The following is a 15755-nucleotide window of genomic DNA, read 5'->3' on the forward strand; positions in this document are numbered from 1 at the left end:
ACTTTTTCCTGGTTAGCGGTGTGTTTGTTGCAAAACTGTGGGTAGGTTAACAATTACGCGCGTGCCGCCCTGCGACTCGAGGGTTAACTCTCCGCCCAGGGCATGCACGCGCTCGCGCATCCCCTGAATACCAAAACCGGGGATCTGCTGCGGGCTGATGCCGCTGCCGTTATCCCGCACCTCCAGGCGCAGCTGGCTACCGTGCTCGCAGAGCAGGACGCTGACCTCGCTGGCATCGGCGTGTTTGCTGACGTTATTCAGCAGCTCCTGCAGCAGGCGATAGAGGGTAAAGATCAGGGTTTCACTCTGCGGCGGGGCGGTGAGCCGGTAATCAAACCGACACTCGATCCCGCGCTCGGCAAAGGCGAACTCGTTCACCAGGTGGTGCAGAGCCTCGTTTAAGGAGAGTTCATCCAGCACCGGGGGGCGCAGCTGACGCAGCAGCTGGCGGGTGGAGTGATGGATGCGCCGCGCCAGCTCGTTGATCTGCCCGGCGGCTTCTAACGCCTGCGGGGTATCGCCCGCCCGCTTCACCAGCTGGGACTGGATCTGAATGGCGGTGATGTTCTGCCCGATTTCATCATGCAGCTCCCGGGCCAGGTGCTTGCGGGTATCTTCTTCGGTGTGGATCAGCTTTTCCGCCAGCGCGCGGCGGGCCTGAAGTTCAGCCTCCAGCCGACGGCGGTAGTGATCGAGGTTCATCGCCAGATGCTGCTGGCGGCTGATGGCGATCCCCAGCCCAATCCCCAGCAGCGACTGGGTGGCGAGGAAGATCTCCAGCTCCAGCAGGTCACTGAACCCCACCCCGACCTGACGGGCGATGGTGATCATCATGCTGCCCAGCAGCCCGGAGAGCACGCCGCCCTGCCAGCCGAACTTCCACGCCATCACCACGTTGGGCAGGAACACCACGATCAGCAGCAGCCGCTCCAGGGCCGGGGTGAGCACCATCTGGGTGCCGATGCCGATGATAAAAAACAGGCTGCACCAGATGATCAGCGAGGTGCGCAGGGGCGGGTTACTGGTATCGAGCCCCAGCAGGTGATAGCGGTGCTGCTGGCGTAAAAACTCAAATACCAGATAGACGAACGGGGTCAGCAGCACCCCGCCGGTAAAGGAGGCCAGCGCCAGCAGGGTGGTCGGGCTGTCGAGAAACGGCGCCAGGATCAGGGTCTGGAGCAGGGCGTTAAGGGTCACCGCGGCGATCAGCAGCGACAGGCGCTGCCAGTAAAGAGGAAAGCGGTGCCAGTAGCGTTGCGCCAGCCACGCGCAGACGGTGCCTACCAGCGGCACGACCAGCATCAGGTAATGGGTCAAAAGCTGTTCGCCGTGCAGCCAGAGCATGGCGGCCAGCGGGGGGAGGATCAACGCCGGCCAGAAGCGGCGCGAGAGCACGATCAGCAGCGCCAGATAGACGCCCTGGGGCAAAAACAGCGCCGCCTGCTGTCCGTTGCGGGTGAGGTAAAAACTGAGCGTCCACAGCATCAGCCAGCCGGTGCCCCAGGCCAGCATAATAAACAGCGAGAGGATGATGTGCCGCAGGGAGCGCCGCATCAGTGGCCGGTCAGCAGCTGGTGGTCGAGGGCAAAATGCACCAGTTCGATGGTGCTGTTGCACTGCAGTTTGCCCAGCACGTTGGCGCGATGCACGTGGACGGTTTTATGGCTAAGCTCGAGCCTGAAGGCGATCTCCTTCACGCTTTCCCCCTGAACCAGCAGCTCGAAGACCTCTTTCTCGCGCGGGGTTAACACCGCCAGCGCCTGGGACACCGGTTCGCCGCCACGCAGGGCTTTAACCGCATCGGCACAGAGATAATGGCCGCCCATCCCGACGGAACGCACGGCCTGCACCAGCTCCTCCGGGCCGCAGCGTTTGGTGAGATAGCCGCTGGCCCCGGCGTCCAGAGCGCTCTGCACAAAGGCAGGCGTATCGTAGATGCTGAGGATTATCGCGCGAAACCCCGGGCGCTGCTGGCGCAGGCGTTTGAGCAGGCTCAGGCCGTTTTCATCGGGCATGGCGACGTCGAGCACCGCCACGTCGACGGCATCGCGGGTGAGCGCGGGCCAGGCCTCGGCGGCGCTGCTGTACTGGCCTTCGACCACCAGATCGTCTTCCAGATTTAACAGCTGGGCAAACCCGGAACGCACCACCACGTGATCGTCCACTAGCACCACTTTGATCATCTCAGATACCTTTGCGGAATAGTGTCTCTATGATGCCTGTCCGCGCCGGGCTGGCAATTGTGCGGCTGCGGTTATGTAACCCATGTAACAAAAATGCAATAAATGCCGGGTGGCGATTTTGTAGGCCCGGCAAGCGCAGCGCCGCCGGGCAATGCTGACCGCACAAAATTCACTATCTATTGCCGCTTTTTTTCTAAAAACGATTCGGCATTAACGATGCTTTTTAATTCCTTTATCAAAATTCCGCTGCCGGAAATACTGCCTCCATAACAACCAGGGGAGCAGACATTATGGCAATTTCATCGCGTTTTACCTTATTTGGCGCACTGGCGCTGTGGGCCGTTCAGGCGCAGGCGGTGGACGTCACCATCGCGTATCAAACTTCCGCTGAGCCGGCCAAAGTGGCGCAGGCGGATAACACCTTCGAGAAAGCGAGCGGTGCCAAAGTCGACTGGCGCAAGTTCGACAGCGGCGCCAGTATCGTGCGGGCCCTGGCCTCCGGCGACGTGCAGATTGGCAACCTCGGCTCCAGCCCGCTGGCGGTAGCCGCCAGTCAGCAGGTGCCGATCGAAGTCTTCCTGCTGGCCTCGCAGCTCGGTAATTCCGAAGCGCTGGTGGTGAAGAAAAACATCACTAAGCCCGAAGATCTGATCGGCAAACGCATCGCGGTGCCGTTTATCTCTACCACTCACTACAGTCTGCTCGCGGCCCTGAAACACTGGAACATCAAGCCGGGGCAGGTGGAAATTATCAACCTGCAACCCCCGGCAATTATCGCCGCCTGGCAGCGGGGCGATATTGACGGGGCCTATGTCTGGTCGCCTGCGGTAAACGAACTGGAGAAAGACGGCAGCGTGCTGACCGACTCCGCCCAGGTGGGCCAGTGGGGCTCGCCAACCCTTGACGTCTGGGTGGTGCGCAAAGACTTTGCCGGGAAGCACCCGGAGATCGTGAAAGCCTTCGCGAAAAGCGCCATCGACGCCCAGCAGCCCTACATTGCCAACCCGGATGAGTGGCTGAAGCAGCCAGCCAACCTCGAGAAACTTGCCCGCCTGAGCGGCGTGCCGGAGGCCGACGTGCCGGGACTGGTGAAGGGCAATACCTACCTGACGCCTGCCCAGCAGTTGCAGCAGCTGGCGGGACCGGTGAATAAAGCGATTGTGGATACCGCAGGTTTCCTGAAAGAGCAGGGCAAAGTACCCGCGGTGGCGGCTGACTACAGCCAGTACGTGACCGACCGCTTTGTGAAGTAAGGGGGCCGTATGCTGAATATTACAAATCTGCACGCCGATTACGCTGGCAAGCCTGCGCTGGAGGATATCAACCTGACGCTGGATAGCGGCGAGCTGCTGGTGGTGCTCGGCCCGTCCGGCTGCGGGAAGACCACGCTGCTGAATCTGATCGCCGGGTTTGTACCCTGGCAGCACGGCACCATCCAACTGGCAGGTAAAAAGGTGGAGGGTCCCGGCGCCGAGCGCGGCGTGGTCTTCCAGAACGAAGGGCTGCTGCCGTGGCGTAACGTACAGGAGAACGTCGCCTTTGGGCTGCAGCTGGCGGGCACCTCGCGGGAAGAACGACTGACCATCGCCCGGGAGATGCTGAAAAAAGTGGGACTGGAGGGGGCGGAGAAGCGCTATATCTGGCAGCTCTCCGGCGGCCAGCGTCAGCGCGTCGGCATCGCCCGGGCGCTGGCCGCCAATCCGCAGCTGTTGCTGCTGGATGAGCCGTTCGGGGCGCTGGATGCCTTTACCCGCGAGCAGATGCAAACCCTGCTGCTGCGTCTGTGGCATGAGACCGGCAAGCAGGTACTGCTCATCACCCATGACATCGAAGAAGCGGTGTTTATGGCGACCGAACTGGTGCTGCTGTCGCCGGGGCCGGGCCGGGTGCTGGAGCGCCTGCCGCTCAACTTTGCCCACCGCTTTGTCGCAGGCGAGCCGGTGCGCAGCATCAAGTCCGACCCCGATTTTATTGCCCAGCGCGAATACGTGCTGAGCCGCGTGTTTGAACAGCGGGAGGCCTTCTCATGAGCATTGTGGTGAATGACAAAACGGCGCGTAAACGCCTGACCCTGTGCTGGCCCTTCTCCCGCCAGTTGACGCTCAGCGTCAGCACCCTGCTGGTGCTGTTGGCCGTGTGGTGGGCCGTGGCGGCGCAGCAGTGGGTCAGCCCGCTGTTCCTGCCGCCGCCGGGCCAGGTGCTGGTGAAACTGTTCACTATCGCCGGTCCGCAAGGATTTATGGATGCCACCCTATGGCAGCATCTGGCGGCCAGCCTGGGACGCATTCTGGTGGCCTTGCTGGCGGCGGTGATCCTCGGTATCCCGGTGGGTATTGCGATGGGCTTAAGCCCGACGGTGCGCGGGATCCTCGATCCGCTGATTGAGCTTTATCGTCCGGTGCCGCCGCTGGCGTATCTGCCGCTGATGGTGATCTGGTTTGGCATCGGCGAGACCTCGAAGATCCTGCTGATCTACCTGGCGATTTTCGCCCCGGTGGCGATGTCGGCGGTGGCGGGAGTCAAAAGTGCACAGCAGGTGCGGATCCGCGCCGCGCAGTCGCTGGGTGCCAGCCGGGCGCAGGTGCTGTGGTTTGTGATTTTACCCGGCGCGCTGCCGGAGATCCTGACCGGGTTGCGTATCGGGCTCGGGGTAGGCTGGTCGACGCTGGTGGCAGCAGAACTGATCGCCGCCACGCGCGGGTTAGGCTTTATGGTCCAGTCGGCGGGGGAGTTCCTGGCGACGGACGTGGTACTGGCAGGGATCGCGGTGATCGCCGTGATCGCCTTCGGATTAGAACTGGGGCTGCGCGCGTTACAGCGCCGCCTGACGCCCTGGCATGGAGAGAGACAATGAGTGAACGTCTGACCATTACCCCGCTGGGGCCGTACATTGGCGCACAGATTTCCGGCCTGGATGTGACCCGGCCGTTAAGCGATAACCAGTTTGAGCAGCTCTATCATGCGGTGCTGCGCCATCAGGTGGTGTTCCTGCGCGAGCAGGCGATCACCCCGCAGCAGCAGCGCGCTCTGGCGCTCCGTTTTGGCGATCTGCATATTCACCCGGTCTATCCGCACGCCGAGGGGGTGGAGGAGATCATCGTCCTGGATACCCACAACGATAACCCGCCGGACAATGACAACTGGCACACCGATGTCACCTTTATTGAGACCCCGCCCGCCGGGGCGATCCTCGCGGCCAAACAGCTCCCGGAGAGCGGGGGAGATACCCTGTGGGCCAGCGGGATTGCGGCCTTTGAGGCCTTATCCGCGCCGTTCCGCCAGCTGCTGAGCGGCCTGCGGGCGGAGCATGATTTCAAAAAATCCTTCCAGGAGTACAAGTACCGTAAAACGGAAGAGGAGCATCAGCGCTGGCAGGAGGCGGTCGCCAAACACCCGCCGCTGCTGCACCCGGTGGTGCGTACCCATCCGGTCAGCGGCAAGCAGGCGCTGTTCGTCAACGAAGGGTTCACCACGCGGATTGTAGATCTGAGCGAGAAAGAGAGCGAGGCGCTGCTCACGTTCCTGTTTGCCCATATCACGAAGCCGGAGTTCCAGGTGCGCTGGCGCTGGCAGGAGAACGATCTGGCGATCTGGGATAACCGGGTGACGCAGCATTACGCCAATGCCGATTACCTGCCGCAGCGGCGGATTATGCAGCGGGCGACGATATTGGGGGATAAACCTTTCTTCCGTGCGGGCTGATTGCCGGGTGGCGGCTACGCCTTACCCGGCCTACAACACCCGCTCCCGTAGGCCCGGTAAGCGTAGCGCCACCGGGCGTGACAAATGTGCACCGTGATTCCCGTAGACCCGGTAAGCGTAGCGCCACCGGGCGTGACAAATGTGCGCCGTGATTCCCGTAGGCCCGGTAAGGCGTAGCGCCACCGGGCGTGACAAATGCGCACCGTGATTCCCGTAGGCCCGGTAAGCGTAGCGCCACCGGGCGTGACAAATGTGCGCCGTGATTCCCGTAGGCCCGGTAAGCGTAGCGCCACCGGGCGTGACAAATGCGCACCATGATTCCCGTAGGCCCGGTAAGCGTAGCGCCACCGGGCGTGACAAATGCGCACCATGATTCCCGTAGGCCCGGTAAGGCGTAGCCGCCACAGGGCGTTACAGATGCGCTTCGATATAACGCTGATAGCGGTTGGCTTTCAGATAACAGAGATCCACCAGCACCAGTCCGTCCACGCAGTTGTTGAACGCCGGATCGCTGCCAAAATCGATAAACTGCACGCCGCCGGGCTCGCACAGCTCGGAGTACTGCTTGTACAGCGGCGGGATGCCGCATCCCAGATTGCCGAGCAATGATTTCAGCCGGGTCAGATCCTCCACGTAATCCTCGCCGCTAAACTGCGCCAGCACCTCGGGTAGCGAGGCGGGATAAGGGCGTCGCGAGGCGGCCAGCGGATGGCTAGCCGGGAACCACAGCCGATAGAAGGCCACCAGCAGATCCCGCGCCGCGGGCGGTAACCCACCGGAGATCGACACCGGGCCGAACAGGTAGCGGTAGTGCGGATAGCGCGCCAGATAAGCGCCAATCCCGGACCACAGGTAGTCCAGCCCGCGCCGTCCCCAGTAGCGCGGCTGAATAAAGCTGCGCCCCAGTTCAATCCCATGCTCAAGGATGTCCTGCATTTTGTCATCGTAGTGGAACAGGCTGTAGCTGTAGAGCGCCTCCGGCTCCCGCATCGCCGTCGGGATAAAACGGTATGCGCCGACGATCTCCAGATCCTCGTTATCCCACAAAATCAGGTGCAGATAGTCATCGTCGTAGCTGTCGGTGTCCCGGCGCTTGCCGCTGCCTTCTCCTACCGCGCGAAAGGCGATCTCCCGAAGCCGCCCCAGCTCACGCAGGATCGGGACATCTTCCTGGCCGTTGCGCTGCCACAGGTAAATGGTTTTGCCATCGGCGGTGGTGCCCAGACACTCCGCCTGCGCCAGCTCGCGCTTCAGGGTGGCCCGGTCTTCCGCACGGGCTATGGCGGACTCGGTTTTGAACACCCCCGGTAGCCCTTTGCCGAGACGCAGCACGTGCTGGCGGCACCGTTCGGCCATCTCCCGCGGGGAGAGCGTGGGGCTGAACCAGTGGCTCCAGCCGATCTGCTGACCGATTTTCACCGGCAGGCGGCTGTGGCGGCGGCGAAACATCTGCTGCATCAGCAGCAGCATCGACAGGTTCGGGGAGAGCAGGGTGCTGGCATAGAACAGCAGGCTGTTGCGGGCCTGGATACTCACCGGCAGCAGCGGCGCGCGGAATTTTCCCGCCAGCTTGATAAAGCTTGGGTGCCACTTTTTATCGCGGATCCCGGTGCGCGTCGGGCGGGAAACTTCCCCCGCCGGGAAGAAGATCAGCACCCCGGCGTTTTGCAGGTGCTGCTCCATCAGGGTGAATGACGATTTCGCCGTCCGTCCGCCCATGTTGTCCACCGGAATAAACAGCGAGCTCAGCGGCTCCAGATGCGTCAGCATGCGGTTGGTGACAACTTTGACATCGCGGCGCACCCGGGAGACGGCATACAGCAGCGCCAGTCCATCCAGCGTACCTGTAGGGTGGTTAGCCATAACAATGAGCGGGCCGTGAGCGGGGATTTGTTCGAGGTCGTGAGCCGGAAGGGTACAGAGGATATCGAGATGGTCCAGAACCTGTTCCACCATATCCAGCCCTTTCAGGTGGCGATGGTCGGCGGCAAACTGTCGGAACTCCTCTTCGTGGAATAACTTCTTTAACAGCCTTTTTTGCCAGGGTGCAGGCCTCGCCTGCGGCCAAAGGTCATCGAGAACGCTGTCGAGACTAAACATGGTGGCACCTCCTGCTGTACTGCTCAGACAGTAGAAGCGCCAGATGTCGGTTGTATTGCAGTGTGGTGAAGGTTTGTCACAGGCCGGGTAAGGCGAAGCCGCCACCCGGCACTGCCGATTAACGCAGAATTTTCTTCTCGGCCAGATCCAGCGCGAAGTAGCTGAAGATCAGATCCGCGCCCGCGCGTTTGATCGCCCCCAGGCTTTCGAGGATCACTTTCTCTTCATCGATCGCCCCCGCCTGCGCGGCGAATTTGATCATCGCGTACTCACCGCTCACCTGATAGGCGCCCAGCGGCAGATCGGTGCGTTCGCGGATATCGCGCAGGATGTCGAGGTAGGCACCTGCCGGTTTCACCATCAGGCAGTCGGCGCCCTGGGCTTCGTCGAGCAGCGATTCGCGGATCGCTTCGCGGCGGTTCAGCGGGTTCATCTGGTAGGTTTTGCGATCGCCTTTCAGCGCGGTGCCTGCCGCTTCACGGAACGGACCGTAGAAGGAGGAGGCGAACTTGGTGGAGTAGGACATGATCGCGGTATCGGTGAAGCCCGCGGCGTCCAGCGCCTGGCGAATGGCCTGCACCTGGCCGTCCATAGCGGCAGACGGGGCGATAAAGTCAGCGCCTGCGGCGGCGGCCACGACGGCCTGTTTGCCCAGGTTGAGCAGGGTCGCGTCGTTATCCACGCCATGATCGCACAGCACGCCGCAGTGGCCGTGGGAGGTGTATTCGCAGAAGCAGGTGTCGGACATGACGATCATCTCTGGCACCGTCTCTTTGGCGATGCGCGACATGCGCGCCACCAGACCGTCCTCTTTCCAGGCATCGCTGCCGGTGGCGTCGGTATGATGGGAGATGCCGAAGGTCATGATCGACCGGATGCCAGCGTTGGCGATACGCTCAATTTCGCGTGCCAGGTGTTTCTCCGGAATACGCATGACGCCCGGCATGGCCTCGATGGCTTTGTAGTCATCAATCTCTTCTTCAACAAAAATCGGCAACACCAGATCGTTTAAGGTCAGTGTTGTCTCTTCAAAAAGCGCGCGCAGAGCCGGGGATTTGCGCAGACGACGGGGACGAGCAATTAAATCGTTCATGATATGCCTGACGAGTGTGAATCAAAGAGGGACAGTGTACCCGAAATGGCCGTCGGCTGTTTTACTAAAGTTGTCGTTTAGCCCGCAGAATGTGGGGCGGGATGGCCAGCCGTTATTTCCTGCTTTTTCAATTTATCGCCCGAAATAAGTTTACGCTCTCTCTACGCAGGATAAAGTTGGTTCAAAAAATATATCCTGCCCAGGTAATATCCTAACCAGGTCACATTCTTTTTTACGGTTGTCAGCGTTACGTATTTATTTTATGTCTCATTTGCTTTTATGTTATAACTTACAATGATCTTTCACCTTTTATAAATTTCCTTTCGAATAAATATAACAAATTGAAATATATGGTTATTTTTAATATTTTTTATATTTTAAAAAGTATTTTTATTATTCTGTCTGTTTTCGGACTTAATTGTCGGATTCATTGAACCATTTTGTTTTAAGGCTGCATAATTCTCCTCGCAATATATTTGCACTGTATTTACGGACAAACTTGCTTACGTCCCTGAGGAGGGATGACCCAATGCAAACATGGAAAAAGAAACTTGTTGTATCTCAACTTGCATTAGCCTGCACGCTGGCTATCGCTTCTCAGGCCAATGCAAAAGATATTTCTGGTAGCACTTACAACACCTTTGGTTATGATAATACCGCGACGTCGGCCTGGTTTAATGGATATTCCGACTGGAATGACTCCAGCGCAACGCACGACAGCGATATCTATCCTGTCATCAACAAATCCACCGTAAACGGCGTTATCTCAACGTATTACCTGGATGATGGCGTGGGCGGTCGTGCAAATTCACTGAACATCTCTGACAGCACGATCAACGGGATGATCACCTCTGAGTGTATGACCACCGAATGTGCGGGCGGTCTGAATGCCGACGGCACTACCCATCAGCAGTACGATCGTTTTGCGCTGACGGTGGACAATACCACCATCAACGACACCTATGAGCATTACGCTTACGATGTGGTGAACGGCTCTACAACCACCACTCAATACTGGGATACTCACGCGCTGGGCAACGCCATTACCCTTGACGTGGAGTCTGACATCGTTATCCAGAACAACTCCCGCATCGCCGGTATCACCCTGACTCAGGGCTATCACCAGCTGGACAACACACCGTACGATGCTGACACCGGCATTGAAGACAACAGCCACGTCTTCACCAACACCCTCCAGGTGAAAGATTCCGTTGTGACCTCTGGCGCTTATAGCGATCTGGGCACCAGCGGCTTCTATGGTCAGTCGGCAAAACCAAGCGATTACGGCGAAAATAACGCTACGGCGTCGGACGATGCGGCGCTGATCGTGTCGGCCAGCCGCGCGGATAACGCCATGCGCACCACGGCAAACTTCGATCACTCCACCCTGACCGGCGATGTGCTGTTCACCAGCACCTTCGACAACAACTTCTATCCGAATGGCGATCCGGCTACCGATACCACTGCTGACGGCGTTTATAACCCGACCACCAACGGCTGGGACGGTACCGACAAGCTGGATCTGACCCTCACCAACGGCAGCAAGTGGGTCGGTGCCGCCGTCTCCAGCGTCGAGGCGATCGGGCCTTCTCAGATGTATGGTCTGGGCTACAGCAGCGTCGACTGGCGTACCCTGGCAGCAAACAGCATCTGGCCTGAATCGACCTTCAACAGCAACGGTCATCTGGTGGGCAATCAGGTTTATCAGAGCGGTCTGTTCAACGTCACCCTGGATAACGGTTCCGAATGGGATACCCGTAAGCAATCCAACATTGATGCCCTGACCGTTAACAACCGTTCGCAGGTCAATGTCGAAAGCTCCGGCCTGCTGGCTGACAGCATCACCCTGACCAACGCGTCGACCATGAACATCGGCGATTCCGGTGAAGTGGCAACCGACAGCTTGTACCTCGACAGTTCAAGTCTCGCCACCCTGACTCAGGAGACGGCAGAGCTGTATGCCAACACCATCACCGTGGATAACCGTGCAGAGCTGGCGCTGGGTCTGGGCCAGGTCGACACCCATAAACTGGTGCTGACCGACGGCGGCGTGCTGAACGTTGCCAGTCGCGACTACGTGTTCAATTCCGATCTGAACAACGCCCGCTACGTCACCAACGATATCCACCAGGCAGAGTACGATTACGGGACAATCGCCCTCAACTCGGATGGTCACCTGGCGGTGAACGGTGAAGTGTCCGGTAACTATAAAGTCCGTCTGGATAACGCGACCGGTGCCGGCTCCGTTGCCGACTACAAAAACAAAGAGATCGTCCGCATTTACGATAACAATGCGGATACGCAGGCCAGCTTCACCGCGGCCAACAAAGCGGATCTCGGGGCTTATACTTACCAGGCTCAGCAGCAGGGCGACACCGTGGTGCTGCATCAGGAGCGCCTGACCGATTACGCCAACATGGCGCTGAGCATTCCGTCTGCCAACACCAACATCTGGCATCTGCAACAGGATGCCCTGGCTAACCGTCTGACCAACAGCCGTCACGGCCTGGCCGACAAGGGTGGCGCATGGGTGAACGTCTTCGGCGGCAATTTCGACGGCGATAACGGCACTATTCACTACGATCAGGACGTCAGCGGCATCATGGTGGGTCTTGATACCCATATTGATGGCAACAACGCCGACTGGATCTTCGGTGCGGCAGCGGGCTTTGCCAAAGGCGATATGAACGATCGCAGCGGCCAGGTGGATCAGGACAGCCAGACCGCGATGCTGTACTCCGCCGCGCGCTTTGCTAACGATGTCTTCATCGACAGCTCCCTGAGCTACTCGCGCTTCAATAACGATCTCTCTGCCAACATGAGCAATGGCGAGTACGTCGATGGCAACACCACCACCGACGCCTGGGGCTTCGGGCTGAAGCTGGGCTACGACTGGAAACCGAACGATGCCGGTTACCTCACCCCGTATGCCGCCATCTCCGGCCTGTTCCAGTCTGGCGACGATTATCGTCTGAGCAACGATCTGCGCGTGGGCAGCCAGTCCTACGACAGCATGCGTTATGAAGCCGGTTTCGACGCGGGCTACACCTTCGGTTACGGCGACGATCAGGCGCTGACGCCGTTCTTCAAACTGGCGTACGTCTACGACGATGCCGGTGAAGATGCCAAAGTTAACGGCGACAACATCGATAACGGTGTGAAAGGTTCCGCGGTGCGTGTGGGACTGGGTACGCAGTTTAGCTTCACCAAAAACTTCAGTGCTTACACTGATGCCACTTACCTCGGTGGTGGTGATGTTGATCAAAACTGGGGCGCCAACCTCGGTGTGAAATACACCTGGTAACACGCCTGATGCGGGGAGGCGTGCCTCCCCGCTTTTTAGCGTCAGTTAAGGATGACTCGAGACCTGCATGAACCGGTATGCAAAACCCCTTTCTGAATTCTCCCGGCTCGAAAAGTGCCTCTCTGCGCACAGCACGCCGTTCAAACTGTCTGCCCAGCTTCCGGTGTTTGGCGAGCGCAACGAAGAAAATCACTGCGCGGTGGTGCTGCAGTCTGGATCGCTCAGCATTCACCGCCAGCAGGATGATTTACTGGTCGAGATTGTCGCCGCGCCCTACATCTTCGGGATTAACGCCGGCATGATGGGCTGTAGCACAGAGTACCTGCTGATATCACAATCGCCCTGTTCCGGGTTCTATCTCCCCGCCGCCAGCGCCCGCCATCTGATCCAGCAGGCCGGTTTATGGTCTGATGCGTTCTGCTGGCTCTCCTGGCACCACCGGGTGATGGAGATCCGCGATAAGCAGCTGGTGGGCAATAACTCGTACAGCCAGATCCGCGCCACGCTGCTGGATATGGCCCAGTGGGATGAAGCGTTACGTATGCGGGTGGGGGTGATGAGCTACATTCAGCGCCGCACGCGTATTTCGCGTTCGGTGGTGGCAGAGGTGCTGGCGGCGTTACGGCAGGGGAACTACATCACGATGGAGCGGGGCAAACTGGTTAGCGTCAACCGTTTGCCCGCTGAATATTAGTCCAGGGAAGCGGTGATCGCCTGCGGCTTGTTCTCGCTCAGCTCCACCACCAGCTGGTTGACGCCGTCGCTCATATTGACGAAACGCGTAAGCGGCGAGCGCGTCACCACCACAAATACCCCAACGTTAGACTGCGGGATCATCGCCATATAGGTGATGAATCCGCCGCCGCCGCCGGTTTTCTGGATAATGCCCGGACGACCGTTTTTCGGCGCCAGATAGACCCAGCCGAGGCCCAGCGCGTCCGCGCGGCCTGGCACATCCATGCCAATCACTCGCGTTAACTGGCTGCGCTGATAGATCAGCGTCTGCATTCTGTCGGCCTGATTGCTGCGCGCGTAGAAATCAGAGGAGAGGAACTGCTGCATCCAGCGCATCATGTCGCCCGGGGTGGAGTAAACCCCGCCGCTGCCCACTGCCGCCAGAGTGTTGTTACACGGGCTGGCCCCTTTTTCCGCCACCATCAGGCGCTTGCACTGATCGGGGGAGGGGGTAAAGGTGGTGTCTTTCATTCCCAGCGGACGGGCGATTTGCTCGTCGAACAGCTGAGCGTAGGGTTTGCCCGCCGCGTTGCCCAGCGCATCGGCCAGCAGATCAAAGGCCAGGTTTGAGTAGGCGGCCTGCGAACCCGGTGATGATTTCAGGGTCGCCGTCGATAACCAGTTCCAGCGTTGATCCCGGGTCGGCCAGACAAATACCGGACGATGGGCGGCACCGCCGGGCTGTTCGCGCGGCAGGGCGCTGGTGTGGGTGGCAAGGTTGACGAGCGTAATGGGCGCGCCCTGATATGTCGGCACCCGGGCCCCCGGCGGGGCGTATTTGCTTAACGGATCGTTTAGCTTCACCACGCCCTGATCGAGCAGCTTCACCAGCATCTCACTGGTCATCAGTTTGGTCAGGGAGGCAATGCGTACCACCGAATCCAGCTGCGGGTGAACATTATTACCCGGACGTGTTTCGCCAAAGCTGCGGAATACGCGCTGGTTACCGTCAATCGCCACCAGGGCCATCCCCGTTGCGCCGCTGCCGTAAAAAATAAGATTCGCATAGCGATCGACCACATCGGAGGCGAAGGCCGGATCGGCAATCGGCTGGGCAGGGGCAGCCTGCACGCAGGTGAGGCTGGCCGCATACAGCGCGGCGGAGAGTAACAGACTACGTTTCAACGAAAGCATCCATGAAGTGAATGAGAAAAGTATGCGTATTTATACTACTAAACGGCGTATTGCAAAGGCCTGAACAGCATAACGATAGCGTGAAAAACGTAACCATGGGTAAATACAAACAATTTCGTTATTACCGATCTCATGTTTTGTGACATTGCGCTTATGATACCTGTCAGCTCATTTACTTTTCCGTGCAGGTGGCGGTTGACGGCGAACTAAAACCAGGCCGGCAGGTCTGATAATCCGTCGTCCACAGCAGTAGCGATAACTACAAGAAGGAAGCGTTATGTTTAAGTCGTTTTTCCCCAAACCGGGGCCCTTTTTCCTTTCGGCCTTTATTTGGGCCCTGATCGCTGTCATTTTCTGGCAGGCCGGTGGCGCTGACGGTTTTGCGCGTCTGGTCGGTGCCACAGGCGATGTGCCAATCAGCGCGGCGCGTTTCTGGTCGCCGGGCTATCTGCTCTTTTACGCTTATTACGCCTTTTGCATCGGGGCGTTTGCCCTGTTCTGGTTTATCTACTCGCCGCACCGCTGGCAGTACTGGTCGATTCTCGGTACCTCGCTGATTATCTTTGTCACCTGGTTTCTGGTGGAGGTCGGGGTGGCGGTCAACGCCTGGTATGCGCCGTTCTACGATCTGATCCAGACCGCGCTCAGCGCGCCGCACAAAGTCACTATTAACCAGTTTTATCATGAAGTCGGCGTGTTCCTCGGGATCGCGCTGATCGCCGTTGTTATTGGCGTGATGAATAATTTCTTTGTCAGCCACTACGTGTTCCGCTGGCGCACCGCGATGAACGAATACTATATGGCCCACTGGCAGCAGCTGCGCCATATCGAAGGTGCCGCCCAGCGTGTGCAGGAAGATACCATGCGCTTCGCATCCACCCTTGAAGATATGGGGGTCAGCTTTATCAACGCCATCATGACCCTGATCGCCTTCCTGCCGGTGCTGGTTACGCTGTCTGCCCACGTGCCGGAGCTGCCAATTGTCGGCCATCTGCCGTACGGCCTGGTGATCGCCGCGATTGTCTGGTCGCTGATGGGTACGGGTCTGCTGGCGGCGGTGGGGATCAAACTGCCGGGGCTGGAGTTTAAAAACCAGCGCGTCGAAGCGGCCTACCGTAAAGAGCTGGTCTATGGCGAAGACGACGCCAGCCGCGCCTCGCCGCCGACGGTGCGCGAGCTGTTCGGCGCGGTGCGTCGCAACTATTTCCGCCTCTATTTCCACTACATGTACTTCAACATCGCCCGCATCCTTTATCTGCAGGTGGATAACGTTTTCGGCTTGTTCCTGCTGTTCCCGTCGATTGTGGCCGGTACTATCACCCTGGGTCTGATGACGCAAATCACCAATGTGTTTGGTCAGGTACGAGGTTCGTTCCAGTATCTGATCAGCTCATGGACCACGCTGGTGGAGCTGATGTCCATCTATAAACGTTTACGCAGTTTTGAACGTGAGCTGGATGGTCAGGATCTACAGGAAGTGACCCATACGTTGAGCTAATACAGG

Annotated in this window: 12 protein-coding genes; 7 read left to right on the forward strand and 5 right to left on the reverse strand. The window is 59.0% G+C overall.

Going from position 1 to position 15755, the window contains the following annotated elements; genetic code table 11:
* Window positions 1-12: 12 nt before the first annotated feature.
* Entirely contained in the window at window positions 13-1554 is a 1542-nt protein-coding gene (locus ACP4QI_RS04400) for an MASE1 domain-containing sensor histidine kinase (protein ID WP_426495165.1), read from the reverse strand.
* Window positions 1554-2183 carry a response regulator transcription factor gene (locus tag ACP4QI_RS04405; protein ID WP_142488377.1) on the reverse strand — a complete coding sequence of 210 codons (630 nt, stop codon included), beginning with the start codon at window positions 2181-2183 and terminating at the stop codon, window positions 1554-1556. The genes ACP4QI_RS04400 and ACP4QI_RS04405 overlap by 1 nt, the downstream gene beginning before the upstream one ends.
* Window positions 2184-2473: 290 nt before the next feature.
* Between ACP4QI_RS04405 and tauA the strand changes: the two genes are divergently transcribed.
* From tauA to tauD, 4 genes are read left to right on the forward strand one after another with little or no spacing between them, the layout of a single operon-like run.
* The gene (tauA, locus tag ACP4QI_RS04410) at window positions 2474-3436 is read left to right on the forward strand and encodes a taurine ABC transporter substrate-binding protein (RefSeq protein WP_426495164.1); all 963 of its coding nucleotides are present in this window, start codon (window positions 2474-2476) and stop codon (window positions 3434-3436) included.
* A gap of 9 nt (window positions 3437-3445) precedes the next feature.
* Window positions 3446-4213: a taurine ABC transporter ATP-binding subunit gene (gene tauB, locus ACP4QI_RS04415; RefSeq protein WP_142488379.1), complete on the forward strand. Its 768-nt coding sequence runs from the start codon at window positions 3446-3448 to the stop codon at window positions 4211-4213.
* Window positions 4210-5037 (forward strand): taurine ABC transporter permease TauC, encoded by an 828-nt coding sequence (gene tauC, locus ACP4QI_RS04420; protein WP_426495163.1) that lies wholly within the window; start codon window positions 4210-4212, stop codon window positions 5035-5037. The genes tauB and tauC overlap by 4 nt, the downstream gene beginning before the upstream one ends.
* Complete coding sequence (gene tauD / locus ACP4QI_RS04425; protein WP_142488381.1) at window positions 5034-5885, forward strand: taurine dioxygenase; 852 nt, start codon at window positions 5034-5036, stop codon at window positions 5883-5885. Before tauC ends, tauD begins: the two co-directional genes overlap by 4 nt.
* 411 nt (window positions 5886-6296) lie before the next feature.
* Here the strand turns inward: tauD and ACP4QI_RS04430 are convergent, their stop codons facing one another.
* Together ACP4QI_RS04430 and hemB are read right to left on the reverse strand one after the other, a co-directional pair.
* Window positions 6297-7985 (reverse strand): lysophospholipid acyltransferase family protein, encoded by a 1689-nt coding sequence (locus ACP4QI_RS04430; RefSeq protein ID WP_426495162.1) that lies wholly within the window; start codon window positions 7983-7985, stop codon window positions 6297-6299.
* A 118-nt stretch (window positions 7986-8103) separates the two neighbouring features.
* Window positions 8104-9078: a porphobilinogen synthase gene (hemB, locus tag ACP4QI_RS04435; protein ID WP_106992090.1), complete on the reverse strand. Its 975-nt coding sequence runs from the start codon at window positions 9076-9078 to the stop codon at window positions 8104-8106.
* A gap of 529 nt (window positions 9079-9607) precedes the next feature.
* On the opposite strand from hemB, the gene ACP4QI_RS04440 reads away from it, so the two are divergent.
* The gene (locus ACP4QI_RS04440) at window positions 9608-12382 is read left to right on the forward strand and encodes an autotransporter outer membrane beta-barrel domain-containing protein (RefSeq protein ID WP_426495161.1); all 2775 of its coding nucleotides are present in this window, start codon (window positions 9608-9610) and stop codon (window positions 12380-12382) included.
* 67 nt (window positions 12383-12449) lie between these two features.
* Window positions 12450-13076 carry a helix-turn-helix domain-containing protein gene (locus ACP4QI_RS04445; RefSeq protein WP_142488384.1) on the forward strand — a complete coding sequence of 209 codons (627 nt, stop codon included), beginning with the start codon at window positions 12450-12452 and terminating at the stop codon, window positions 13074-13076.
* Here ACP4QI_RS04445 and ampH read toward each other — a convergent pair.
* Window positions 13073-14242, reverse strand: coding sequence for a D-alanyl-D-alanine-carboxypeptidase/endopeptidase AmpH (gene ampH, locus ACP4QI_RS04450; protein ID WP_156263059.1), 1170 nt, complete (start codon window positions 14240-14242; stop codon window positions 13073-13075). The genes ACP4QI_RS04445 and ampH overlap by 4 nt on opposite strands.
* A gap of 286 nt (window positions 14243-14528) precedes the next feature.
* On the opposite strand from ampH, the gene sbmA reads away from it, so the two are divergent.
* Window positions 14529-15749 carry a peptide antibiotic transporter SbmA gene (sbmA, locus tag ACP4QI_RS04455; RefSeq protein ID WP_142488386.1) on the forward strand — a complete coding sequence of 407 codons (1221 nt, stop codon included), beginning with the start codon at window positions 14529-14531 and terminating at the stop codon, window positions 15747-15749.
* Window positions 15750-15755: the final 6 nt, after the last annotated feature.

Source organism: Leclercia sp. TB492 (assembly GCF_049974505.2).
In the GTDB taxonomy this organism is placed as follows: Bacteria; Pseudomonadota; Gammaproteobacteria; order Enterobacterales; family Enterobacteriaceae; genus Enterobacter; species Enterobacter adecarboxylatus_C.

Coding starts and splice junctions, on each gene's coding strand:
- ACP4QI_RS04405 (WP_142488377.1), bottom strand. CDS start 2,183: ATGATCAAAGTGGTGCTAGTGGACGATCACGTGGTGGTGCGTTCCGGG.
- ACP4QI_RS04430 (WP_426495162.1), bottom strand. CDS start 7,985: ATGTTTAGTCTCGACAGCGTTCTCGATGACCTTTGGCCGCAGGCGAGG.
- sbmA (WP_142488386.1), top strand. CDS start 14,529: ATGTTTAAGTCGTTTTTCCCCAAACCGGGGCCCTTTTTCCTTTCGGCC.
- tauD (WP_142488381.1), top strand. CDS start 5,034: ATGAGTGAACGTCTGACCATTACCCCGCTGGGGCCGTACATTGGCGCA.
- tauA (WP_426495164.1), top strand. CDS start 2,474: ATGGCAATTTCATCGCGTTTTACCTTATTTGGCGCACTGGCGCTGTGG.
- hemB (WP_106992090.1), bottom strand. CDS start 9,078: ATGAACGATTTAATTGCTCGTCCCCGTCGTCTGCGCAAATCCCCGGCT.
- ACP4QI_RS04445 (WP_142488384.1), top strand. CDS start 12,450: ATGAACCGGTATGCAAAACCCCTTTCTGAATTCTCCCGGCTCGAAAAG.
- ACP4QI_RS04440 (WP_426495161.1), top strand. CDS start 9,608: ATGCAAACATGGAAAAAGAAACTTGTTGTATCTCAACTTGCATTAGCC.
- ACP4QI_RS04400 (WP_426495165.1), bottom strand. CDS start 1,554: ATGCGGCGCTCCCTGCGGCACATCATCCTCTCGCTGTTTATTATGCTG.
- tauC (WP_426495163.1), top strand. CDS start 4,210: ATGAGCATTGTGGTGAATGACAAAACGGCGCGTAAACGCCTGACCCTG.
- tauB (WP_142488379.1), top strand. CDS start 3,446: ATGCTGAATATTACAAATCTGCACGCCGATTACGCTGGCAAGCCTGCG.